At 69.3% G+C, this 22854-nt stretch carries 22 protein-coding genes; 13 read left to right on the top strand and 9 right to left on the bottom strand.

The genetic code is table 11. The features are described 5' to 3' along the window. The first annotated feature begins 23 nt into the window (after positions 1-23). The 3 genes from CRO12_RS14065 to CRO12_RS14055 are packed head-to-tail and all read left to right on the top strand — an operon-like array spanning position 24 to position 3154. Entirely contained in the window at positions 24-2330 is a 2307-nt protein-coding gene (locus CRO12_RS14065) for an ATP-dependent helicase (RefSeq protein ID WP_097064686.1), read from the top strand. 54 nt (positions 2331-2384) lie between these two features. After that, positions 2385-2879 (top strand): hypothetical protein, encoded by a 495-nt coding sequence (locus tag CRO12_RS14060; protein WP_097064685.1) that lies wholly within the window; start codon positions 2385-2387, stop codon positions 2877-2879. Next, complete coding sequence (locus CRO12_RS14055; protein ID WP_097064684.1) at positions 2876-3154, top strand: hypothetical protein; 279 nt, start codon at positions 2876-2878, stop codon at positions 3152-3154. Before CRO12_RS14060 ends, CRO12_RS14055 begins: the two co-directional genes overlap by 4 nt. A 186-nt stretch (positions 3155-3340) precedes the next feature. Here the strand turns inward: CRO12_RS14055 and CRO12_RS14050 are convergent, their stop codons facing one another. Together CRO12_RS14050 and CRO12_RS14045 are read right to left on the bottom strand one after the other, a co-directional pair. Next, positions 3341-3535, bottom strand: a complete 195-nt coding sequence (locus CRO12_RS14050) for a hypothetical protein (RefSeq protein WP_144033610.1) — start codon at positions 3533-3535, stop codon at positions 3341-3343. A 70-nt stretch (positions 3536-3605) separates the two neighbouring features. After that, entirely contained in the window at positions 3606-3872 is a 267-nt protein-coding gene (locus CRO12_RS14045) for a hypothetical protein (RefSeq protein WP_342747246.1), read from the bottom strand. A gap of 226 nt (positions 3873-4098) precedes the next feature. On the opposite strand from CRO12_RS14045, the gene CRO12_RS14040 reads away from it, so the two are divergent. The 10 genes from CRO12_RS14040 (at position 4099) to CRO12_RS13995 (ending at position 12233) form a co-directional block, all read left to right on the top strand. Continuing rightward, on the top strand, positions 4099-4926 hold the full coding sequence (locus CRO12_RS14040) for an alpha/beta fold hydrolase (protein ID WP_097064681.1): 828 nt from the start codon (positions 4099-4101) through the stop codon (positions 4924-4926). A gap of 50 nt (positions 4927-4976) precedes the next feature. Then, entirely contained in the window at positions 4977-6341 is a 1365-nt protein-coding gene (locus tag CRO12_RS14035; protein WP_097064680.1) for an MFS transporter, read from the top strand. Beyond that, positions 6338-7258, top strand: coding sequence for a cysteine synthase A (gene cysK, locus CRO12_RS14030; RefSeq protein ID WP_097064679.1), 921 nt, complete (start codon positions 6338-6340; stop codon positions 7256-7258). The genes CRO12_RS14035 and cysK overlap by 4 nt, the downstream gene beginning before the upstream one ends. 138 nt (positions 7259-7396) lie before the next feature. Then, positions 7397-7723 (top strand): hypothetical protein, encoded by a 327-nt coding sequence (locus tag CRO12_RS14025; RefSeq protein ID WP_097064678.1) that lies wholly within the window; start codon positions 7397-7399, stop codon positions 7721-7723. A 26-nt stretch (positions 7724-7749) separates the two neighbouring features. After that, a complete protein-coding gene (locus CRO12_RS14020; protein ID WP_144033609.1) occupies positions 7750-8196 on the top strand; it encodes a YybH family protein in 447 nt (148 codons plus the stop codon). A gap of 125 nt (positions 8197-8321) precedes the next feature. Further along, the gene (locus CRO12_RS14015; RefSeq protein ID WP_179641041.1) at positions 8322-9710 is read left to right on the top strand and encodes a cell wall hydrolase; all 1389 of its coding nucleotides are present in this window, start codon (positions 8322-8324) and stop codon (positions 9708-9710) included. Positions 9711-9757: 47 nt separating this feature from the next. Then, positions 9758-10231, top strand: a complete 474-nt coding sequence (locus CRO12_RS14010) for a nuclear transport factor 2 family protein (protein ID WP_097064676.1) — start codon at positions 9758-9760, stop codon at positions 10229-10231. 42 nt (positions 10232-10273) lie between these two features. Continuing rightward, on the top strand, positions 10274-10732 hold the full coding sequence (locus tag CRO12_RS14005; protein WP_097064675.1) for a MaoC family dehydratase: 459 nt from the start codon (positions 10274-10276) through the stop codon (positions 10730-10732). Positions 10733-10743: 11 nt separating this feature from the next. Next, a complete protein-coding gene (locus tag CRO12_RS14000) occupies positions 10744-11013 on the top strand; it encodes a hypothetical protein (RefSeq protein WP_097064674.1) in 270 nt (89 codons plus the stop codon). Beyond that, complete coding sequence (locus CRO12_RS13995) at positions 11010-12233, top strand: flavin monoamine oxidase family protein (RefSeq protein WP_097064673.1); 1224 nt, start codon at positions 11010-11012, stop codon at positions 12231-12233. Before CRO12_RS14000 ends, CRO12_RS13995 begins: the two co-directional genes overlap by 4 nt. Here the strand turns inward: CRO12_RS13995 and CRO12_RS13990 are convergent. The 7 genes from CRO12_RS13990 to CRO12_RS13960 form a co-directional block, all read right to left on the bottom strand. After that, positions 12230-13705, bottom strand: coding sequence for a flavin-containing monooxygenase (locus tag CRO12_RS13990; protein ID WP_179641040.1), 1476 nt, complete (start codon positions 13703-13705; stop codon positions 12230-12232). The genes CRO12_RS13995 and CRO12_RS13990 overlap by 4 nt on opposite strands. A gap of 49 nt (positions 13706-13754) precedes the next feature. Continuing rightward, positions 13755-17993: a translocation/assembly module TamB domain-containing protein gene (locus CRO12_RS13985; RefSeq protein WP_097064672.1), complete on the bottom strand. Its 4239-nt coding sequence runs from the start codon at positions 17991-17993 to the stop codon at positions 13755-13757. Next, positions 17993-20164, bottom strand: a complete 2172-nt coding sequence (locus CRO12_RS13980; RefSeq protein WP_425443028.1) for an autotransporter assembly complex protein TamA — start codon at positions 20162-20164, stop codon at positions 17993-17995. The genes CRO12_RS13985 and CRO12_RS13980 overlap by 1 nt, the downstream gene beginning before the upstream one ends. Positions 20165-20322: 158 nt before the next feature. After that, the gene (locus CRO12_RS13975) at positions 20323-20790 is read right to left on the bottom strand and encodes a MarR family winged helix-turn-helix transcriptional regulator (protein WP_179641072.1); all 468 of its coding nucleotides are present in this window, start codon (positions 20788-20790) and stop codon (positions 20323-20325) included. Further along, positions 20787-21530 carry a prepilin peptidase gene (locus tag CRO12_RS13970; RefSeq protein WP_097064671.1) on the bottom strand — a complete coding sequence of 248 codons (744 nt, stop codon included), beginning with the start codon at positions 21528-21530 and terminating at the stop codon, positions 20787-20789. Before CRO12_RS13970 ends, CRO12_RS13975 begins: the two co-directional genes overlap by 4 nt. Beyond that, entirely contained in the window at positions 21523-21780 is a 258-nt protein-coding gene (locus CRO12_RS13965; RefSeq protein WP_245858529.1) for a hypothetical protein, read from the bottom strand. Before CRO12_RS13965 ends, CRO12_RS13970 begins: the two co-directional genes overlap by 8 nt. Positions 21781-21824: 44 nt before the next feature. After that, complete coding sequence (locus CRO12_RS13960) at positions 21825-22853, bottom strand: aspartate-semialdehyde dehydrogenase (protein WP_097064670.1); 1029 nt, start codon at positions 22851-22853, stop codon at positions 21825-21827. Position 22854 lies beyond the last annotated feature (1 nt).

The raw sequence follows: 22854 nt of genomic DNA, 5'->3' as shown, positions 1-22854 counted from the left end.
TCCCGTTCCCTAACTGTTCGCCGATGACCGCGCCAGCCCACGACGACGAACCGCCCTACCTGCGCGGCCTGAACGCACCCCAGCGCGAGGCGGTGCTGACCACGGACGGCCCGGTCCTGGTGCTGGCGGGCGCGGGCACGGGCAAGACCGCGGCGTTGACCGCGCGGCTGGCGCACCTGCTCTACACACGCCGCGCCTACCCTTCCGAGATCCTGTCCGTCACCTTCACCAACAAGGCCGCGCGAGAGATGCGCGAGCGCGTCCGTCGCCACGTCGGCGACGCGGTGGAGGGCATGCCGTGGCTCGGCACCTTTCACGCGATCGGCGCCAAGATGCTGCGCCGCCATGCCGAGGCGGTCGGGCTCCAGTCCAACTTCTCGATCCTCGACACCGACGATCAGCTGCGCCTCTTGAAGACGCTGATCTCGGAAGCGAGCGTCGACGAGAAGCGCTTTCCCGCGCGGAGCCTCGCCGGGTTCATCGACAGCTGGAAGAACAAGGGGCTGACCCCCAGGGACCTCGATGCGGGCGAGAGCGAGCTCTACGCGAACGGCAAGGGTCAGCAGCTCTACCAGGCGTACCAGGACCGTTTGCGCGCGCTCAACGCCTGCGACTTCGGCGACCTGCTGCTCCACACGCTGACGATCCTGCGGACCGACCGCGCGGTGCTGGAGCAGTATCAGCAGCGTTTCCGCTACATCATGGTCGACGAGTATCAGGACACCAACAGCGTCCAGTACCTGTGGCTTCGCCTGCTCGCGCAGGAGCGCAAGAACATCGCCTGCGTCGGCGACGACGACCAGTCGATCTATTCATGGCGCGGCGCGCAGGTGGAGAACATCCTGAAGTTCGAGCGCGACTTCCCCGGCGCCGCGGTGATCCGGTTGGAGCAGAACTACCGCTCCACCCCGCACATCCTCGCCGCCGCATCCGGCGTGATCGCCAACAACGGCGGACGGCTCGGCAAGACGCTGTGGACCGAGCATGCCGACGGCGAGAAGGTCAAGGTCATCGGCGTCTGGGATGGCCCGGAGGAGGCCCGCCGCGTTGGGACCGAGATCGAGGGTTGCCAGATTGCCGGCAAGAGCCTCGACGACATCGCGATCCTGGTCCGCGCCCAGCATCAGACCCGCGAGTTCGAGGACCGCTTCATCGCGATCGGCATGCCGTACCGGATCATCGGCGGCTTCCGCTTCTACGAGCGCGCGGAGATCCGCGACGCGCTCGCCTACCTCCGCGTCGTTGCGCAGCCGGCCGACGACTTGGCGTTCGAGCGGATCGTCAACGTGCCCAAGCGCGGTTTGGGCGACAAGGCGGTCGCGCGCCTCCATCAGCTGTCCCGGGCGCTGAGCGTCCCGCTCTCCGAAGCGGCGGCGCGCATCCTCGACACCGACGAGCTGACCGGGGCTGCCCGAAAGTCGCTCGGCGCCCTGGTCGGCGATTTCGCCTCGTGGCGGCAGAAGGCGAACGACCTGCCGCATCCGGAACTCGCGCGGCAGTTGCTCGACGAGAGCGGCTACACCGCCATGCTACAGGCCGATCGCTCGGCCGAGGCGGCGGGACGGCTGGAGAACCTGAACGAGCTCGTCCGAGCGATGGAGGAGTATGAGTCGCTCGGCGCGTTCCTGGAGCACGTCAGCCTCGTCATGGACAATGAGGGCAACGACGGCGGCGCCAAGGTGACGATCATGACGATCCACGCCGCCAAGGGGCTGGAATTCGACACGGTGTTCCTGGCCGGCTGGGAAGAAGGGCTGTTTCCCTCGCAGCGTGCGCTGGACGAGGGCGGCACCGCAAGCCTCGAGGAGGAGCGCCGCCTCGCCTATGTCGCGATCACCCGTGCGCGCCGCCGCGCGGTCATCCTCCACGCCGCCAACCGCCGCATCTACGGCCAGTGGAATTCCTCCATCCCGTCGCGCTTCGTCGCCGAGCTGCCCAAGCCGCACATCGACGAGGAGACGACCATGTCCGGCGGCGAGAGCCTGTGGCGCGCCAACTGGAGCGAGCGCGCCGATCCGTTCGCCGACGTGGCGCGCGGGACCGGCCGCGGGCCCGGCTGGCAGCGCGCGGCGGGCGTCGACCTCAAGAACCCCGGCGGCAGCTTCACCACCCGCACCTTCACTCGCGAGCCCGCCCGCGTGAAGGAGGCGACCCGCTCTGCCGTCAGCATCGGCAATGCCGGGCGCAGCGACCTGACGCTTGGGCAGCGCGTGTTCCACCAAAAGTTCGGCTATGGCACCATCGCCGAGATGGAGGGCAACAAGCTGGAGATTGAGTTCGAGCAGGCCGGGCGCAAGCGGGTGATGGACAGCTTCGTCACCGCTGGCTGAGATGGCGGAACTCGCCTGCCTTTCTCACCGTTCGGGCAGGCGGAGAATCTGCCCATGTCCGAGACCGCCGAGCGCACCGACCCCAAGCTGTGGGAGAAGGTGAAGAAGAAGATCATCGCCGGCGACAAGGGCGGCGAGAAGGGCGAATGGTCCGCCCGCAAGGCGCAGATGGCGGTCGCGGAGTACAAGAAGCAGGGCGGCGGCTACAAGGGCGAGAAGGACGCCGACAACTCGCTCCACCAGTGGAGCGAGGAGGATTGGGGTACCAAGTCGGGCAAGAAGAGCGGCGACACGCACGAACGCTACCTGCCCAAGAAGGCGCGCGAGGCGCTGACCGACAAGGAGTACGCCCGCACGACGGCCAAGAAGCGCGCCGATACAAAGAAGGGCAAGCAGCACAGCAAGCAGCCGAAGGATGTTGCCGACAAGGCCGCGCCTTTCCGCGATCACCGCAGCAAGGCAGAGCTGTACGAAGCAGCGAAAAAGCGCGATATTCCGGGCCGATCGAAGATGTCGAAGGAGCAGCTGGCGAAGGCGCTGCACGCATGACCGCCCGGCGCCGCCGCACTCGCGCGAGCGCCGTCGAGCTCGACGCGACGCTGCGGCGGGTGGCGCTGGCGTTGCTGACCCTCGCCGGCGTGACCGCGAGCGGGGCCGGACTGGCGCGGTGGGCGCTCTCCGATGTCGATGCGTATCGTGCCAATCTTGCGGCGCGCACCGAGCGGCAGCCGCTGTACGCGCGCGACCAGCCCGTCGCTGACCAGTTCTGGGCGCGGCAGCAGGGATCGGTCTACACGATGGAGGGTCCGCGGCCCGTCGATTAGGCGCCGCTACTGGCAAGCCGCCGGTCGGCCGCGGCAAAGGCGATCGTGCGCTATCGTGGTGCTGGCGCCCTGCTGCAGCACTACCAAACAGCCGCCCAGTGCGCCGAACACCACCGCGACCAGCGTGATGGCGGTGACAGCGGCCAACGACCAGCGGGCGCCATCCAGCCAGCGCGACCGGATCGCTCAATTGGCGCACACGGCAGCGACCAGCAGGTTGGACCAGTCGGTCAGATAGGCGAGCAGCAGCCACACCACGGTGCGGAGCGAGCCGGTCGCCCGCAGGTGAGCCAGGAAGAACAGCACCTCACCCGCGAGCGCTACGGCTGCGACGGTCGCCGCGAGCGAGCGAAGGCTCGGGCCGAGCATCGGTCCCTTCACCCGTCCCGTCCCTCGGAAGGAGAACACGGGCGAGCGGCTCCTGTCCAGACCGCTGCCGTCCCGCCGCGCGCTATTCCACCGCGATCAGCGTGACGCCGTCGTACTTCTCGGCCTCCGGCTCGAACAAGGCGCTCCTGGTGAAGGCACGGCCGGTCAGCCTTAGATCGCCCAGCCCGGCGAGCTTGTAGGTGCCGAGCTTCTCCTCGCGCGGGAGCATGCCGTTGCGAGCAACCGTGATCGCATCGACGAACAGGTCGCCGTGACGGGTGTAGACGACGTGCGGCGCCAGCACGACCTTGTCGCGGTTCCAGGTGGCATTGAGGCACAACCGCTTCACGATTGCCTCAAATACCTTCGGAACCGGGCCTGTTGGCACGGCGGCGTCCTCATCCGGGGAAGTTGAACGATACATCAACTTCGCTTTACCTTCTATGCTGCATCGCAGCAAGAACGAAGCTTGCGAAGGCCCGTTCCGCCACGAAGCAGAACGGCTTTGTACGATTGACCGGGGAACGGAGCAACCCGCCGTCCGTTGCCGCGGACGTTCCCTCAGGAGACTAACCATGCCCTATGTCAAGACGCGCGACGGCACCGACCTGTACGTGAAGGATTGGGGCAGCGGACCGCCGGTCATCCTGATCCACGGCTGGCCGCTCTCGGCCGACAGCTGGGACGCGCAGGCGCTTGCGTTGGCGGAGAACGGATTCCGCGCGATTGCCTATGACCGGCGCGGGTTCGGCCGCTCGGGGCAGCCGTGGAGCGGCTACGACTACGACACCCTCGCCGACGATCTCGCCGACGTCATGAAGGCGACGGGCGCGACCAGCGACGTGACGCTGGTCGGCTTCTCGATGGGTGGCGGCGAGGTCGCCCGCTACATGTCGCGGCACGGCGGCGAAGGCGTCGCGAGCGCGGTGCTGGTCGCTTCCGTCGTGCCCTACATGCTGAAGACCGACGACCATCCCGAGGGCGTGCCGGAGACCCAGTTTGAGCAGATCGCCGACGGCATCAAGCAGGATCGCGCCAAGTTCTTCCGCCACACCTTCTTTCCGCAGTTCTACGGCGTCGGCTACATCAGCAGCCCGGTCAGCGACGACGTGCTCGATCAGTCCACGACCACCGCGCTGCTCGCCGGGCTCCACCCGACGCTAGCAGCGGCGCAGGCGTTCGGTCACACCGACTTCCGCTCGGATCTCGCTCACTTCAACGTGCCGACGCTGATCATTCACGGCACCAAGGATCAGACCGTCCCGATCGACGCCACCGCGCGGTTGGCCGCCAAGGGGATCAGCCGGTCGCAGCTGATCGAGTATGACGGCGAGCCGCACGGATTGAACGTGACGGCGTCGGACCGCCTGACCAAGGACCTGCTGACCTTTCTTGGTCGATAACACAGGTCTTGTTGCGCCGCTTGCGTGACACTGCCTAAGGGGCGTCGCAGATGAGTGCGACGCCCCATCCCTTTACCATCCACAACTACCGCGCCTATTGGCTGGCGCGGTTTGCAACCACGCTCGGCCAGATGGCCATGGTGATCGTGATCGGCTGGCAGGTCTATGACCTCGCCCGCGCGACGATGAGCGTGAAGGAAGCCGCCTTTCAGCTCGGGATGATCGGCGTCGCGCAGTTCGTGCCGCTGTTGTTCCTGTCGCTGTTCGCCGGCTGGGTCGCCGACCGGCTTGACCGCCGCTGGATCGCGCGGGCGGCAGTGCTGCTGGAGGCCGGCTGCGCGCTCAGCCTTGCCTGGCTGACGTGGAGCGGCACGATCGCGCTCCCCCATCTGTTCGGCATCGCCGCGCTGCTCGGTGTCGCGCGCGCCTTTGCCGGGCCCGCACTCTCCGCACTCGCACCCAATCTGGTGCCCAAGGCGGTGCTGCCGACCGCTATCGCGATCAGCGCGGTCGCGTGGCAATCCGCCTCGGTGCTGGGCCCGGCGCTCGGCGGCTACCTCTACGCGGCGAACTCGTGGCTGCCGTATCTCGTCTCGGGTTGCCTGTTCAGCTTCGCACTGCTGATGCTTCTCCTGATCTCTCCGGTAGCGCGCAGCACCATCGTGAGCGCGAGCGCCAGTCCGTGGGTGCAGATGGTCGACGGGCTGCACTACGTACGTCGCAATCGGCTGGTGCTCGGCGCGATCAGCCTGGATCTGTTCGCGGTGCTGCTCGGCGGAGCGACCGCGATGCTGCCGGTCTACGCCCGCGATATCCTGAAGGTCGGAGCAGAGGGATTGGGTCACCTGCGCGCGGCGCCCGCGCTCGGCGCGGTCGCCATGGCGCTGGTGTTCGGCTGGCGACCGCTCAAGACCAACGTCGGGGTCAAGATGCTCGGCGCCGTCGTGATCTTCGGCGTAGCCTCTGCCCTGTTCGGACTGTCCGCGCCGCTGTTCCTGCCGCTCCTTGGTTCGGGCGCGGTCGGCAGCGACACCGCACCGGCGGTCGTCTTCGCGCTCGCCTGCCTGTTCGTTGTCGGCGCGTCGGACATGGTGTCGGTCTATGTCCGCTCCTCGCTGATCCAGCTCCATACCCCTGACGAGATGCGCGGGCGCGTGGGCGCGGTGTCGACCCTCTTCGTGTCGGGATCGAACGAGCTGGGCGAAGCCGAGTCCGGCTTCCTCGCCGCGCTGATCGGTCCGGTCGCCGCCGTCGTCGCTGGCGGCGTCGGCGCGATCCTCGTCACCCTCACCTGGGCGCGGCTGTTTCCCGAGCTCCGCCGCGCCCGCACCTTCGATCCGCCGCCCGCCCCCTTGATGCGCGACGAAACCGTCCCCAATCCTGCTCCGAACGATCCCGAAAGGAAGGCGCCATGAAAGCCGACTCGATCCTGCAGACTATCGGAAACACGCCGCACGTCCGCATGGCCCGCCTCTTCCCGGACTCGGAGGTGTGGATCAAGTCCGAGCGCGCCAACCCCGGCGGGTCGATCAAGGATCGCATCGCGCTCGCGATGGTGGAGGCGGCGGAAGCATCGGGCGACCTCCAGCCGGGCGGCACCATCGTCGAGCCGACCAGCGGCAACACCGGCGTTGGTCTCGCGATGGTCGCGGCAGTGAAGGGCTACAAGCTGATCCTGGTCATGCCGGAGAGCATGAGCCTGGAGCGTCGCCGCCTGATGCTCGCCTACGGCGCGACCTTCGACCTCACCCCGCGCGAGAAGGGGATGAAGGGCGCGATCGAACGCGCGCTGGAGATCATCGAGCAGACGCCCGGTGCGTGGATGCCGCAGCAGTTCGAGAACCCGGCCAACATCGACGTCCACGTCCACACCACGGCGCAGGAGATCCTGGCCGACTTCCGCGACGCGCCGATCGACGTGATCATCACCGGTGTCGGCACCGGCGGCCACATCACCGGCGTCGCCGAGACGCTGAAGCAGGAGTGGCCGGACCTGAAGGTCTTCGCGGTCGAGCCCGAGCTGTCGCCGGTCATCTCCGGCGGGCAGCCGGGCCCGCACCCGATCCAGGGGATCGGCGCGGGGTTCGTGCCCAAGAACCTGCATACTCAGGCGATCGACGGGACCATCAAGGTCGATGCGAATGTCGCAAAGGACATGGCTCGCCGGGCGGCGCGCGAGGAGGGCATGCTGGTCGGCATCTCGTCCGGCGCGACGCTCGCCGCGATCCTCCAGAAGCTGCCGGACCTGCCCGACGGCGCGCGCGTGCTCGGATTTAACTACGACACGGGTGAGCGCTACCTGTCGGTGCCCGACTTCCTGCCGGAGAACTGATCTGCGGCCAAGCGAAGGCTGTGCGCGGCGGACAGGCGCGCACAGCCGCGCTGGCGATTGAAGCCGGCTACGCCGCTGCTAGGCTGCCTACTCACGGGACAGTGATTCGGCGCCGTTCCGCGATCAGGGTGGGGACCCATGCGTTACGCCGCGATTTGCGTCGGCACCATGCTGACGCTGCTGACCGTCTGGCCGGCCGCCTTCGGCCGGTCGCCAGCCACGCCACTCGTCGAACAGCGTGGATCGCCCAGCGTGACTATGGCGGTCCCCGCGCCGGCGATCCTGCGCCCGGCGCCTCTATCGCAGCCACTCACAGCGGTCCTACCGCGGCTTGCTGCCCGTCCCGGTGAAAGTTGCACGCGGCGCTATCAGCGCACCAACGCCGTCTGCGCGGACCAGAGCTGCCGTGCCGCGGTCGCCGATGCGGCGGACGTGTGCGAGGCGACGGGGTTCTGGCCGGCCTGATCAATCGCGGAGGAGCGCAGCGCATCATGGTCTTCGGCCTCACTGCCTTCCTGCTTGCCGGTGCAGCACCGACCGCGGCTCCGGTCACGCGACCCGAGCAGCTTGCCGATCGCTTCGTGGCCGCGTGGAACAGCCATGACCCCGCAAGCTTCGCTCCGCTCTACACGCCCGATGCGATCTGGGTGCCCGTGGCGGAAGAGCGGACCCATGGACGGCAGGCGATCGTCGGCGAGTTCGGCAAGGTGCACGGCGCCAATGGCTGGGCCGCCCGCTCGACCATCGCCCGTCGCGGTGAAGCGGAAGTGCATGGCGTCACGCCGGATGTCGCCACCGTATTCTTCCACATGGACTTCCTCGCCGATGGCAAGCCGCTACCCGGCTTTCAACGCGCGATGATCCTGGTCGCCGTCCACGCCGCCGATGGCTGGCGGATCTCGGCCGGACAGCTCACCAAGGAAAGTGAGCCGCGCTGATCCTCGGGTAGTCGCACGCGATTTCACCTCTGCCCGGCTTTGCGCTATGGCGCGCCCGATCTGACCACCCGGAGCCTCTGATCGCCGGTGCCCGCCGCCGCTGCGACACCCGCGACCCCCGCTGCATGACGCAACCATCCCCCACTCAGCCGCGCTGGATCGGCGCGATCCTCCTGCTGCTCGCCGCACTCGCGATCCTCGTGCCCGTGCTGATCGTGTCCCGCGCGCCCGACGTGATCCCCACTGCCCGTCGGGTCGTTCGCCCGCAGCGCGTGGTGCCGCCGGCGGAGCTGCCGCCCGTCGAGCCGATCGCGTTCCAGGACCTCGCCCCGACCGACGCGCGCGCGTTCAACGCCTCCATCCCCTTTTCGACCGCGCCGAACCCCGCGGCGCGGCCGTTCGCGTTCTTCGGCGATGAGGCGAACCGCGCGCGCGCGCTCGACTGCCTGGCCGCGGCGGTCCTCTACGAAGCGGGCGACGATCCGACGGGGGAGCGCGCAGTCGCACAGGTCGTGCTCAACCGTGTCCGTCATCCGGCCTTTCCCAACAGCGTCTGCGCAGTGGTTTTCCAGGGCGCGGAGCGTCGAACCGGCTGCCAGTTCACCTTCACCTGCGACGGCGCGATCCTGCGCGCGGTGCGGCCGGAGGCATGGGGCCGGGCGCGTGCGATCGCACGCGCGGCGCTCACCGGGCAGGTCGATCGCCGGGTCGGTCACGCGACCCACTATCACACCGACTGGGTGGTGCCCTACTGGAGCTCCAGCCTCGACAAGATCACGGAGGTGCATACCCACCTCTTCTTTCGTTGGACCGGCTGGTGGGGAACGCCCGGCGCGTTCCGCGATCGCTATACGGGGACGGAGCCGGTCGTACCGCAGCTTGCGCGGCTGTCGGAGGCGCATCGCAGCGGCGCGGAAGCGGCCGGGCTGCTGACCGCGACGCTCGATCCGGCGCTGCTGGGGGACGCCGCGCTGCCGAAGGAGCTCGCTGCCGACACCAACACCTTCCTTGTGACGCTCGATCAGCGGCAGGCGGCGGAGACCTTTCCGGCATTGGCGGCTCGGGCGTGCGGCGAGCGGCCCTACTGCAAGTTCATGGCGTGGACCAGCAAGGCGGCGACCCCCGCTGCGCTGCCGGTCACGCCCGTCCAGCAGCGGGCGATGTCGTTCAGCTACCTGCGCGACCAGGCCTTCGGCTTCGAGAAGGCGTTGTGGAACTGCCAGGAGTTCAAGCGTCCGGAGCCGACCCAGTGCATGAAGGCGCAGCTGTCGATCACCATGGCGGCACCGCCGCCGACCAGCTTCAGCTATGACGCGACCCCTGGCTCCGCTCTGAAGGGGATCGCCGCGGCGCTGCCCACGGCACCCGCCGAACCTGATCCGCTGACCGGCGTGCGGCGCCGCAGCGATCCGGCGGCGGCTGTGCCGATGAGCGGGCCGGCCGAGGTCACGCCGGCGGACCCGGCCCGCCGGACGCCGCCGCCACCAACCGTATCAACCGTGCCGAAGGAGTGATCGGCCGCTGCCCGCACCAGTCTGGCAACCAACAATAAAGGACCGTCATGCTCCTCGCCCTTCTCCTTGCCCAGGTCACGCCGGTGCAGCCGCTGCCGCGGGCCGAGCCGCTGCCGCCGCCCGATTTCGAGACCGCGGCGGTGCTCGCACCGATCGAGCGCATGTTCGCAGCACTCACGGCCCGCGACGGCGCCGCGCTGCTCGCGCAGACGCGCCCGGAGGGCCGCGCGACGGCGGTCGTCACTCGCGCGGACGGCACGAAGACGGTGGCGAACCGCAGCTGGCCCGAGTTCGTCGCGCGCCTGCCCGCCGGTACCGAGCGGCTGGAGGAACGCCTGACCGGCCCCGCCGTGGAGATCGACGGCGACATCGCGATGGTCTGGAGCCCCTACGTCTTCACGAGCGACGGCAAGCTGAGCCACTGCGGCACCGACCACATCGACCTGGTCCGCGATGGCGCGGGGTGGAAGGTGCTCAATCTCACCTGGACGCAGCGCACGACCGATTGCCCCACCCGCTGAGCTGCCGCATAGACTTACGCGTCAGACAGCGCGGGTTGGACGGTGGCGGGACGCTTCTTCGATGAATGGCAGGTCGGCGACACGCTGACCCACGACCTCAGGCGCACGGTGACCGAGACGGACAACCTCCTGTTCTCGACCATGACGCACAATACCCAGCCGCTTCACCTCGATGCGGAGGCGGCACGCGCGTCGGAGTTCGGCCGCATCCTCGTCAACGGCACCTTCACCTTTGCGCTGATGGTGGGACTGTCGGTCGGCGACACCACGCTCGGCACGCTGGTCGCCAATCTGGGCTACGACAAGGTGACTATGCCGCACCCCGTCTTCATCGGCGATACGCTGCGCGCGCGCACGGAGGTGGTGGAACTTCGCCCGTCCCGATCGCGGCCGGGACAGGGCATCGTGACCTTTCGCCACCAGCTCCACAACCAGCGCGACGAGATCGTGTGCGACTGCCTGCGGAGCGCACTGCTGCGCTCGCGCGTTCCCGCGACCTGAGGAGATCAGCGATGCCGACCGACCAGCCGAACAATGCGCCGGACGACCTGCCCGACGACGTCCGTGACGATGTGACTGCCGCCGGCGTAATCGCCGCCGAAGCGACACCGGACGGCGGTGACCCCGGCGGGGCTGCCGACGCCGCCGCCGCGCCGCAGGGCGCCAGGACCCCGAACACGCCCGCCGACGCGCCAGTGCCGCATGATGCCGGTGCCGCCGACGCCGCTGCCGAGGCGCAGCGGCTGAGCGACACGCCGGAGGCGCACGACCGGGCGTTGTGACGCACGTCGACGTCGCCATCATTGGGGCGGGAGCCGCCGGGGTCGGCGCCGCCCGGACGCTCGCGGCAAGCGGCCAATCCATCCTGCTGATCGAGGCGAGCGACCGGGTTGGCGGGCGCGCGCATACCGTGACGCTCGATGGTCACCCGCACGATATGGGCTGCGGCTGGCTGCATTCGGCCGAGCGCAACCCGTGGGTCGCGGTCGCGGAGGCGGCAGGGCACGCGATCGACCGCAGCCCGAACAGCTGGGGAGAGCAGTACCGCGACCTGGGCTTCGCGCCCGCGGACCAGGCTGCCGCCGGCCAGGCCTATGACGCGTTCGAGCAGCGACTTCGCAGCGCGCCCTTCGCCAGCGACCGCGCTGCCGACGCGCTGGAGCCAGGCGGCGTGTGGAACGGCTTCATCGATGCGCTGTCTGGCTACATCAACGGCGCCAACCTGTCGGCGCTGAGCGTCCGCGACTATCTGGCGTACGACGACGCGGCGAGCGAGGTGAACTGGCGGCTGCCGGGCGGCTACGGCACGCTGGTCGCGGGCTCGCTGCCGCCGGTGCCGCTGGTGCTCGCGTGTCCGGTGACCGCGCTCGACCTGAGTGGCGGAACCGTCCGGCTCGACACACCGCGCGGCACCATCGAGGCGGCACGCGTCATCGTTACCGTGTCGACGACGGTGCTCGCGTCGGACGCGATCCGCTGGCCGGCCGCACTCGATCAGCATCGCCACGCGGCCGCGATGCTGCCGCTTGGCCTTGCCGACAAGCTGTTCCTGGCCTTGGACGAGCCGGACGACATTGCTGCCGACAAGCACCTGCTCGGCAATCCCCGCAGCGCGAACACGGGCAGCTACTATCTGCGCCCGTTTGGCCGGCCGGTGATCGAGTGTTTCTACGGCGGCTGCAGCGCCGAGGCGCTGGAGCGCGAAGGGCTGAACGGCGCCGCGGCGTTCGCAATCGACGAGCTGGTGGCGCTGCTCGGCAGCGCGATGCGCCCTCGCCTGCGGCTGATCGCGGGTTCGGCCTGGGCACGCACGACCTACGTCGGGGGATCGTACAGCCATGCGCTGCCTGGGCAGCACGACGCGCGAGACATGCTCGCCCGCCCGCTCGACGATCGGCTGTTCTTCGCGGGCGAGGCCTGTTCGACCGCCGACTTCTCCACCGCCCATGGCGCACTCGCGACAGGGATCGCGGCGGCGGAGGCGGCGCTCGCGAGCTTCTAAGCGGCCGTCCGCGCCGGCTCGGGGTTGGTGAACTCCATCTCGTCATCGACCGAGCCGAAGCGGAGCAGCAGCAGGTCGCGGGCGTAGCTCTGGTGCAGGCGCCACGGTGCCCGCGCGCCCTGCTTCGGGAGCAGGTGCCGCGCGCGCTCGACGTAGCCGGAGGTGAAATCGAGGAACGGCTCGTCTCCGATCGCCGTCGGATCCGCGATCCGCGGCGTTGCCTGCCGCAGGCCGCGCGCCCGCATCGTGTTGAGCAGGCGGCAGACATAGGCGCTGGTAAGGTCCGCCTTCAGTGTCCAGGACGCGTTGGTGTAGCCGAACGCGAGCGCGAGGTTCGGCACGTCGGACACCATCATCCCCTTGTAGAGATAGTGCCGGGCCGGTTCGACCGGCGCCCCGTCGACGCTGAGCGCGATGCCGCCGAGCAGCTTCAGCGACAATCCGGTCGCGGTCACCACCACGTCGGCAGGTATCGTCTGCCCGGAGGCGAGCACGACTCCCTCTGCCTCGAAACGGTCGATCGTGCCCGTAACGACGCTCGCGCGGCCTCCCCGGATCGCGGTGAACAGGTCGGCGTCGGGCACCAGGCACAGTCGCTGATCCCAGGGATCGTAGCGCGGCGAGAAGTGGCGGTCGACGTCGTAGTCGGGACCCAGGTGATCACGCACCCAGCCGATCAGCCGCTTCCGCGCCGCCGCAGGATACCGGCGCATCTGGCGGTAGAAGAAGCCGCCGAGCAGCACGTTCTTCCAACGGGTCGCGGCATAGGCCAGTCCCGCCGGCAGTACCCGGCGCAGCGCCTGCGCGATCCTGTCGCCGCTCGGCCGCGCGACGACGTAGGAGGGTGAGCGCTGGAGCATGGTGACGTGCGCGGCCGTCCTCGCGAGCTCCGGGACCAGCGAGACGGCGGTTGCGCCACTGCCGATCACGATCACGCGCTTTCCGCCGACGTCGAGATCTTTCGGCCAGAACTGCGGGTGAATGATGCGGCCGGCGAACCGCTCCTGCCCCGGGAAGGTGGGAGCATGGCCGCGCTCATAGTCGTAATAGCCCGGGCACAGATACAGAAAGCCGCAGGTTAGCGTCACGCGCGCGCGATCCGGCCCGCGCTCGACCGTCACCGTCCAGCGCGCGGTGCTGCTCTCCCAGGCGGCGGCAACAACCCGGTGGTGGTAGCGGATGTGCGCGTCGATGCCGTGCTCCACCGCGGTGTCACGAATGTAGCGCAGGATCGACGGTCCGTCGGCGATCGCCCTCGCCTCGCGCCACGGCTGAAAGCGGTAGCCGAGCGTATGCATGTCCGAATCGCTGCGGATCCCGGGATAGCGGAACAGGTCCCACGTACCGCCGCTCGCCGCGCGCGCCTCCGGCACCGCGTAGCTTCGGTCGGGGCAGAGCGTCTGCAGGTGGTAGGCCGCGCCGATCCCGGACAGTCCGGCACCGACGATCAGGACATCCAGATGCTCGGTCACGCGACCCTCCCGCTACTTACAGGCAAGTAAGTAGCGGGAGGCGCCAGCGTCAATAGTCGCGCGAGTAGCGCAGGTTGACGTTCGATCCGCCGAACGATCCGGTCGAAGAAAGCAGGCTCAATGCCCTGGTCAGCGCGATCTCGAGCTGGGTCGCCGTGAAGCCGCGCGCGTCGGTGATGATCTCCACATAGATGTCGTCGGTCAGATACTGGCCGGCGGCAAGCGCGGTGCCCCGTCCGGTCGCCTCGTCGCCGCCCAGGATCCGCAGCCGGTCGATGCCGGTCGCGGAGCGCAGCTTGCCGAGCGGGTTGAGCCCGCCTCCGCTTGAGCCGCGCAGCGAGTTGAGGGCAGAGGCGAGCTGGATCGCCTCGGTCGCCGAGAGATTGGTGACCGAACTGCCGAACAGCAGCCGCGAGAGCACTTCGTCCTGCGGCAGGTTGGGCGTGGACGTGAAGGTCAGCTGCGGCGCCTGCGCGCGGCCGCCGATCGCGATCGTCGCGGTGATCCCCTGCGTGGTCGTCGTGGCGGCGATGTCGAGCGTCGGGTTGGTCAGCTGGTTGCCCTGGAACTGAACCAGCCCGCGCGTCACGTCGAAGCGCTTACCCGCAAAGCTGTAGGTGCCGCGGACGATCCGGACCTGACCGCTGACCTGCGGCGCCGCCGACGTCCCGCCGACGCGCAGGTCGGCCTCCCACTCCGACTCAAGCCCCATGCCGGAAACGAACAGGCGGTTGTCGGCGCGGATGCGCAACGCCAAGCGGAACAGGCCCGGCGGCGCGGCACCGGCTTGCTCCGCGTTTGCTGCGGCACGCGCGGCGTCGCTCCTGCGGCGGACGCCGGTCAGCTCGGGCACGTCGGCGGCCCCCTGCGTGACGATCTGGTAGCGAACTTCGGGCAGGCGTATCTCGCCCTCGATCAGCCCACCGGCCTGCGCCGAATTGGTCACGCGGATCTCACCCGTTGCGGTCGCGCCGAGTGCGTCGCTGCGCGCCAGCCGCGCGTCGTTCAATCGCGCGCGGATGTCGATCGGGAAGCCGCTGTCCGCCGCCAGGCCGACCGAGCCCGCGGCGTTGACAGTCCCGTCGCCAGCCCGCGCGGCAAGCTCGACCAGCTCGAAGCGGTCGTTGGTGAAGCGGCCGTTGATCCGCATGTTGGTCAACCGCGTGCCGTAGACCTCATTCTCGTAGGTGAGGTTGGAGGCACGGACGACGCCGGCGAGGCGCGGTGCCGAGAGCCGACCGCCGAAGTCCGCCGCCACCCCGATCGGTCCGCTCAGCTGCTGCCCCGACAGACCCGCGAGCGAGAACAGCACACCGGCCGGCCCGTTGTAGCGGATACCGCCGCCGAGCGGCGCCGCGGCGAGGCGGCTGGTCCAGCTGCCCGCCCCCGGACCGACCGGGCGCAGCGTCGCGAGCACGCGCCCGACGGTGGTCGTGCCACGCTTGATCAGCGCCCGGACGTCGCCACCGTCGTTGCCGAGCGCGCCCGCGGCGACGATGTTCACCGGGGTCGACACCGACGCAAGGCTGGAGCGCGTGAAGTTCGCGACGTTCAGCCGCAGCTGCGCGCTCGGGAAGGCGGCGCCCGCCTGGCGATAGTCGATGCTGCCGGTCGCCGTGCCGCCGAGGCCAAGGCCGGGCACAAAGGCGTTGGCGATCGCGAGATCGAGGCGATCGAGCCGGGCGAGCAGCTGCGTCGTGCTGCCATAGGCACCGGCCAGCCGGATCGAGCCCTGATCGAAGTCGATGCGGGTTGGCTGGAGACGATAGCCGCCGGCGACCGGCTCGATCCGAGCTGGGTTGGCGGTGCGGAAATTGATCCCGCTCGCCTGGCCACGAAGCGCCGCGAGCCACAGCCGCGGCGTGAACCGGACGTTCGCGCCGACGCGGAACGGAACGCCCGACGATCCTTCCGCAAAAGCCTGCGCCGTGCCGTTGCCGCCGCGATAGTTGACCTTTGCCCGCGCGGCACGAAGCAGGAATTCGCCCATCTTGAGGTTGGCGATCTGTGCGTCACCGGTGATCGCGGGAGCATTCGGATAGAGCACGGCGCTACCGACAATGATCGCGCGACCAATCGTCAGGCCGGCGGTGCCGGGGATCACCGCGTTCACCGCCCGCGCGTTCACGTCGGCGCGCTGTACCCCGCCCTGCGACGCGAGCGCGACCGATCCGTTGACCCCCGAGCCGTTAAATGCGAGCCGGCCCGCGAAAGGCCCGGCGGCAGTCTGTTGCACCCGCCCGCGGAAGTCGATGCCGGCGAACCGCGCGTTACGGATGTCGGCGGTGAGCGGGGCGCCGACGCTCAGCAGCAGATCGGCGCTGAACGGCCCGTAGTTCGACCCGCCGCGCGCAACGATCGCGTACCGGGTGCCGTTGCCGCGGATCGTCGCCTGGACGTTGTTCAGCCCGACGCCCAGGTTCGGGCGCGCGGCGCGGATCACCGCGACGGGGTTAGCGAGCGTCCCCGTTACACGCGCTGACACAGGGCCGTACTGAGTGGAGTAGGCGTCGGCGTTGACGAGGAGCGGTCCCGCCGGATCGTAACGGCCAAAGCCGTTCGTCACCCGAAACTGCGGCGCGGTGACCCGCAGGCCGGAGAAATTGATCACGCCGCGCGGATCATAGTCGAGATCGACCCGCGCGATGGCGTTCCCGCCCAGAAAGTCGCGCGCGCCAGTGTTGAAGATCCGCGACGTCCGCGCGACCACCCGGCCGCGGATACCAAAGCCGCCGTTAGGCGCGGTGTAGAGGCTGGCGTCGGTCTGGAGGTTGACGATGCCGAAACCCTCGACCCGGTAGTCGTTGACGCGGCCCTTTAGCGCGCCGGCGTAGCGACCGGTGGCAAGATTGGCGGCGATGATCGCGGTTGCGTCGATCCGGTCGGAGCGCAGGCGGAGGTTGTCGGACAGGATCTCCGTCCCGCCGTTGATCGCCAGGTCGCCATCGATCCGCACGTTGGTCAGCAGCCCGCCGGCGGCGGCGTTGAGCCCGGTGACGCGCCGCGCGCGGGCCGCGACCGGCACCAGGATGCGGTCGGCGTTCACCCGCGCGCGCCCCTCGGCATAGAGTCCCTCGACGCCCATCGCACCGAACGCGACTGCGTCGGCGCTGAGCTTGTAGTCGACAACCGGGGTTGCGAACGCGCCGTCGAGCGCCACCGATGCGCGAACCGAGCGGCCGCTGAGGTTCGGTGCGATCGCACCCGGCGTGAGCAGCGCGGCATCCAGCTTGAAGTTGCCGAAGCGGCTTTTGGCCAGGTCGATCTTGCCGTCGCCGAGCACCTGCAGCGCGCTCGAACGCAGCTGCAGCTTGGTGTCGACCAGTCGCTCGGCGACGGCCGCGTCGATGGCAACGTCGAGCCGCGGCGCGGTGAGCCGCTCGACTGGACCCTGCAGGTACAGCCCCGGCCGGGTCGCGCCGCGCACCTTGAAGGTGCCGTTGCGCGCCTCGATGCCGAGGTTGGCGAGTTCGCCGCCACCGAGCGTCGACACGGCGCGTCCGCTCCAGCGCGCCCAGTCGCCGCGACCATCAACCGTAAGCGTCAGCGGCTGCTTGAGCCCCGCCATGCCGGCGACGAACCCGTTCGCGGGTGCCGCGAGCTTCAGGTCGACGTCGAACCGGTTGTCGTCGGGCACCGCATCGAGCCGCAGCGTCACCCGGTCGCCACCCGCTACCCCGGCCGCCGCGATCGTGCCGCCGCTCGCCACGATCTGCGCGCGGCGATCGGCGATGTGGACGCTGCCGGCGAAGCGCGCGATCCGCCGCGCCCCGCTGACCGCAGGAGCCAAGTCGATGCGGTCGATCGCCAGCCGGTTCACGTCGATGTCGATATCGGGCAGCAGCGGCGCGTTCGGATCGCCGGGTGGCGTCTCCTTCAGCACCGGAGTGCGGCTCATGCTGATGAGGGGCGTCGTAAGCGAACGCACGTCGACGTGGTTCCGAACGAACGCGAACGGCCGCCAGTCGACCCTGAGCTCGGGCGAGGTCAGGAAGGTGCCACGGGTGTCCTGCACGCGAACGTCGCGCAGCGTCATGGCGCCGTAGATCGACCCGTCGATTCGGCCGATGCGCACGTTGATGCCGTTGGCGAGCGTGTAGCCGTTGATCCGGTCGACCAGGAAGCGGCGACCCGGCTGCGTGTTGATGCCGAGCACCAGCACGATCGCGAGCAGAATCAACCCGGCCAGCGCAATCAGCACCCACTTGGCGATGCGCTGCCACAGCGGGCGGCGCTCGACCACGACGGTGGTCGTCGCCTGCGGCGCGTCGGTCGCTTCGTCCGCCATCAGAAGGCCTGGCCGATCGAGAGGTACAGCGCGACCTTGGATTCACCTTCGCGGCGATTGAGGGGAGTCGCGACGTCGATCCGGAACGGCCCGAAGTTCGTGTAGAATCGCCCGCCGAGGCCGAGCCCGACCCGCAGGTCCGAGCCCTTGGGCAGCTCGCTCTCATACACCTGACCCACATCGACGAACGGCACCACGCCGAAGTTGCCGAACCGGTAGCGTGCCTCCAGCGCGAATTCGTTGAAGCTGCGCCCGCCGATCGGCCGGAACCGCGTTGGCGAGTCCTCCTCTTCCGGATCGGTCGGGTCGAAATCGGGGTTCGGCTCCTCGCCCCGCGGGCCGAGTTCCTGGAACCCGAAGCCGCGCACCGATCCGCCGCCGCCGCCATAGTAGCGGCGCGATGGTGCGAGGTCGTCGCGACCGATGCCGTTGATTGCGCCCCCGCGAATGCGGCCGGCCAGCACCAGGCTCCCGGTGACGGGGAAGTAGGCCGTCCCCTCCACGATCGAGCGGACATAGGGCCGGGCCGATCCCTGGACCGATGCCTCCGGCGACAGGTTGAGCTTCAGGCGGAAGCCGCGGGTCGGATTGAGCAGATCGTCCGACGTATCGTAGCCGAGGAACAGCGGGGCGGCGGCGATGCCGAAGGTCCGCCGTACGCGATCGGCGCGCGCGAAGTCGTATGTATCTTCGTTCGTCCCGACGAGCTCCAGCCCGTAATAATAGGTCCAGCGCTTCTGCCAGATCGGAGTCGAGTCGTAGCTGATGCGGCCGGACAGCGTGCCCGTGAACGCCTCGAACGCGTCGTAGTTCGAGCGGTTGGCAGCAGCAGTCAGCGTCACCGTGCGGTCACGCCGCCCAGCGTTGGAGCGGCGGAAGGTGACGCCGAGCCCCTGCTCCTGCGTGCCCGCGACGCCGGACACGATCAGCGCGCCTTCGGGCGGGAACAGGTTGCGGTGGGTCCAGCTGCCCTCCAGCCGGATGCCCTGGCCGGTGCCGTAGCCAATCTCGCCCGCCAGCGTCCGCGCCGGGCCCTTGTTCTGGGTGACCAGCAGGTCGACCGCCTCCGTCCCGTCCGGGCCGGCCCGACCGGTCCGCTGCGGTTCGACGGCGACAGAGGAGAACAGGCTGGTCCCGACCAACGCCTGGCGCAGGTCGTCGACCTTGCGGATATCGTACAGCTCGCCCGGCTTGTAGCGGCGCAACACCTCGATGTGGTCGACCGCGAACACCGGATCGCCCTTGGTCAGGATCTGGCCGAAGCTGCCACGCGGCCCCGTCTCGACCGGCAGGGTGTAGTCGCCCCTGAAGCTCTGCTCGTCGAGCAGCACGTCACGTTGCCCCACCTCGGCGAAGGCGTAGCCGCGCTGCGGCAGCTGCAGGCTGACGTTCGCTTCGGCTGCCTGGATCCGCTCGGCGTCAATCGCCTCGCCGACCCTGAGCGGCAGCGAGTCGCGGATCAGGGTCGGTGGGACAGTCGGCGCCGCGCGCACGTTGACAGATCCCAGCGTGTAGAGCGTGCCCGGCACCGCGGTGATCGTCGCACGCACCCGGCCCGGCGTGCCCGGCAATTGCTCGATAGCCGCCGTGGCCGTGCCGTCATAATAGCCGACCGCGCGCAGCAGGCGCACCGCCAGCTGCTCGTCCTCACGCGCGCGGGCGGAGACGACTGCGGCGTTCGGCGCGTCATCATCCTTCTTCAGCGCCGAGAGCGCCTCGAAGCGGTCGGTGAGCTTGACCTCGTCCAGGCCGACCACGCGGGTCTCGTACTTGATCTCGACCGGCTCGCCATCGTCAACACCGGCGACCTCCACCGGGGTCGCATCGAAGCTGCCGAGCGGCGTCAGCGGCTGGGCAAGCTCGGGATCGGCGGCCACCGGCACCGGTGGCTGAGCCACCGGCACCGGTGGCTGAGCCCCGGATGGCGCTGGCGCGGGCGCGGTGAAGCCCTCGATCGGCTCGAGCGGGGCGGTGAGATCGTCGGAGAGCGTCGGCACCTCCTGATCGAACTGCGCATCCGGCACGATCGGCCTGTCCTGCGACGGTGCCGTCGTGGTCGGGTCAGAGCCGGGCGTGGCAGCAGACGGCGTCGCCGGCGTCGGCAGGCTCGACGGTGCACCCTGCCCTGGCTTCGGCGTATTGACTTGGGCACTCGCCGTCAGCGGCAGCAACGCTACGCCGGCCAGCAACGGCAACCTTGAACCCCAACCGCTACGCCGCAAGAGCGCCCCCTGATGCCGTGCGCCCGCTTGTTCGGACTGTTCCGGTTCCGCTACAAACGAGCCGACCGGAAGAAGGCTCCCTCATGCCGCTAAAAACCTCGGTTCGCTCAATCGGATAGATCGAGGTCATGCTCGGCATCGACGGTCAGCGCCGCCTGCTCCACGCGGGCCAGCATCGCGCGGAACGCCGTCAGCTCCTCACGGGTGAAGCCGGCAAACAGCCGCGCCTCCATCTCCAGCGCCTTCGGGGCGACCTCCGCATAGAGGGCGCGACCGCTGGGCGTGAGCGCCAGGAGGTGGGAGCGCTTGTCACCGAGGTGCGGCGCCCGTTCGACCAGCCCGCGCTCGGCCAGAGCGATCGCCGCGCGGCTGACCGTCACCTTGTCCATCCGAGACGCCTGCCCGAGCGCCTGCTGGGTGAGGCCGTCGCTCTCGGCCAGCAGCGCGACGAGCCGCCACTCGGGGATCCGCAGTCCGAACAGCGCGCGATAGGTATCGGCGATGGCGTCGGAGGCCAGATTGGACGCGATCGACAGGCGATAGGGCAGGAAGTCCTGCAGCCGCAATCTCGTCACCACCCGCCCCCTCCTGTCCGCCAGGCCCAGGTCAGCGTCGCGCCGAGTGCGAGCAGTGTTCCGAAGGGCAGCCGGTCATCCATCGACTGCCGCCGCGCAAGCGCCACGGCAAGCCCTGCGATGCTGGCGACGAGCAGCACCGACGGCAGCGCCCGCCAGCCGAGCCACAGGCCGATGCCCGCGAACAGCTTCGGGTCGCCGCCGCCCAGGCCGTCCCGGCCCCGCATGCGTCGGTAGAGGACCGCGACGATCCAGAGGCTCGCATAGCCGGCAACGCCGCCGATCAGGCGATCGGCTAGCGGCGGCGGAACGTCGAACAGGCCGGCGACGAGGCCGGCGAGCGCGAGCAGCAGCGTCAGCGGATCGGGCAGCCGATACGCCACCCCATCGATCGCGCCGAGCAGAAGCAGCAACCAGCCGAAGCATGCCCCCGCGACCCCGGCGACCCCCGGCGCGAGCAACCCGGCCCCGCCGCCGATAACCAGGCCGGCCAACTCCACCGCGGGATGGAGGGCGGCGATGCCGGCGCCGCACCTGCTGCAGCGGCCCCGCAGCACCACCCAGCTCAGCAGCGGCACCAGTTCCCAGCCGCGCAGCGGTCGCGCGCAGCCGTCACATGCCGACCGCCCGACCAGCGCCGAGCGCCCACCGGGGAAGCGGACAACCACCGTCGCGATGAAGCTTCCCAACACTAGCCCGAGCAGGCCGAGCAGCGCGCCCCAGAGCGCGGCGTCAGACATCCTTCTTGCGGATGAGGTAGCGGTAGACGCCGAACAGGTTGATCCCGAGCAGCACCGAGTTCTGGGAGGTGAGCGCCCAGTCCTCGGTCAGCACCGCGCCGCTGATCCAGCAGACCGCCGAGAAGACGAAGATCACGAACCCCCAGCCAGTAACGCGGCGGCCACTGTCGAGCGAAACCATGAAGGCGGCTGTCACGCCGGTGCCGGTGGCGATCCACTTGAGCGTGGTGATGAGGGGAGTCTCGTCCATGGTTCAGGGAACGGGCGGATGCGCGATCGGTGCCCCGCCCGCGATCACGCCGCCTTCTTCAGGTGGCGCCGCCCGAGCAGCTCGGCGATCTGCACGGCGTTGAGTGCAGCGCCCTTGCGCAGGTTGTCGCTGACGCACCACAGCGCCAGGCCGTTCTCCACCGTGGGGTCGTCGCGGACGCGGCTGACATAGGTCGCGTAGTCGCCGACGGCCTCCACCGGCGTCACGTAGCCGCCATCCTCGCGCTTATCGACCAGCATGACGCCCGGCGCCTCGCGCAGGATCTTCTGCGCGTCCTCGGCCGACAGTTCCTCGGCCATCTCGATCGTGATCGCCTCCGAATGGCCGACGAAGACGGGGACGCGCACGCAGGTCGCGATCACCTTGATCTTGGGATCGAGTATCTTCTTGGTCTCGACCACCATCTTCCACTCCTCCTTGGTCGACCCGTCGTCCAGGAAGCTGTCGATGTGTGGGATCACATTAAAGGCGATCTGCTTGGTGAATTTCTTCGGCTCCGCGCTGTCGCCGACGAAGATGTTGCGGCTCTGCTCGAACAGCTCGTCCATCCCCGCCTTTCCTGCGCCCGAGACGGACTGGTAGGTCGCGACCACCACGCGGGTGATCCGCGCGGCGTCATGGATCGGCTTTAGCGCGACGACCATCTGCGCGGTGGAGCAATTGGGGTTGGCGATGATGTTCTTGGCCCGATAGCCGTCGATCGCCTCCGGATTCACCTCCGGCACGATCAGCGGCACGTCCGGGTCCATCCGGTACAGCGACGAATTGTCGATCACCGTGCAGCCCGCCGCCGCGAAGCGCGGCGCGTGGAGCTTGGTCGCCTCCGACCCGATCGCGAAGATCGCCATGTCCCAGCCGGCGGGATCGAAATGCTCGATATTCTGGATCTTCAGCTTGCGGCCGGTCTCGCCATAGTCGACCTCGTCGCCCTGGCTGCGGGCGGAGGCGAGCACCGCAATCTCGTCCGCCGGGAACTCGCGCTCGGCCAGGATCGCCAGCACCTCGCGCCCGACATTCCCCGTCGCGCCCGCGACCACGATCCGATAGCCCATC

It is taken from the genome of Sphingomonas guangdongensis (assembly GCF_900199185.1).
Taxonomy (GTDB): Bacteria; Pseudomonadota; Alphaproteobacteria; order Sphingomonadales; family Sphingomonadaceae; genus Sphingomonas; species Sphingomonas guangdongensis.
Note: the sequence above shows the minus strand (reverse complement) of the source record. Positions and strands in the feature narration are given on the sequence as shown.

Coding starts and splice junctions, on each gene's coding strand:
- CRO12_RS14040 (WP_097064681.1), top strand. CDS start 4,099: ATGCCCTATGTCAAGACGCGCGACGGCACCGACCTGTACGTGAAGGAT.
- CRO12_RS14015 (WP_179641041.1), top strand. CDS start 8,322: ATGACGCAACCATCCCCCACTCAGCCGCGCTGGATCGGCGCGATCCTC.
- CRO12_RS13985 (WP_097064672.1), bottom strand. CDS start 17,993: ATGGCGGACGAAGCGACCGACGCGCCGCAGGCGACGACCACCGTCGTG.
- CRO12_RS13970 (WP_097064671.1), bottom strand. CDS start 21,530: ATGTCTGACGCCGCGCTCTGGGGCGCGCTGCTCGGCCTGCTCGGGCTA.
- CRO12_RS14065 (WP_097064686.1), top strand. CDS start 24: ATGACCGCGCCAGCCCACGACGACGAACCGCCCTACCTGCGCGGCCTG.
- CRO12_RS14060 (WP_097064685.1), top strand. CDS start 2,385: ATGTCCGAGACCGCCGAGCGCACCGACCCCAAGCTGTGGGAGAAGGTG.
- CRO12_RS14025 (WP_097064678.1), top strand. CDS start 7,397: ATGCGTTACGCCGCGATTTGCGTCGGCACCATGCTGACGCTGCTGACC.
- cysK (WP_097064679.1), top strand. CDS start 6,338: ATGAAAGCCGACTCGATCCTGCAGACTATCGGAAACACGCCGCACGTC.
- CRO12_RS14020 (WP_144033609.1), top strand. CDS start 7,750: ATGGTCTTCGGCCTCACTGCCTTCCTGCTTGCCGGTGCAGCACCGACC.
- CRO12_RS14010 (WP_097064676.1), top strand. CDS start 9,758: ATGCTCCTCGCCCTTCTCCTTGCCCAGGTCACGCCGGTGCAGCCGCTG.
- CRO12_RS14000 (WP_097064674.1), top strand. CDS start 10,744: ATGCCGACCGACCAGCCGAACAATGCGCCGGACGACCTGCCCGACGAC.
- CRO12_RS13960 (WP_097064670.1), bottom strand. CDS start 22,853: ATGGGCTATCGGATCGTGGTCGCGGGCGCGACGGGGAATGTCGGGCGC.
- CRO12_RS14035 (WP_097064680.1), top strand. CDS start 4,977: ATGAGTGCGACGCCCCATCCCTTTACCATCCACAACTACCGCGCCTAT.
- CRO12_RS14055 (WP_097064684.1), top strand. CDS start 2,876: ATGACCGCCCGGCGCCGCCGCACTCGCGCGAGCGCCGTCGAGCTCGAC.
- CRO12_RS13965 (WP_245858529.1), bottom strand. CDS start 21,780: ATGGACGAGACTCCCCTCATCACCACGCTCAAGTGGATCGCCACCGGC.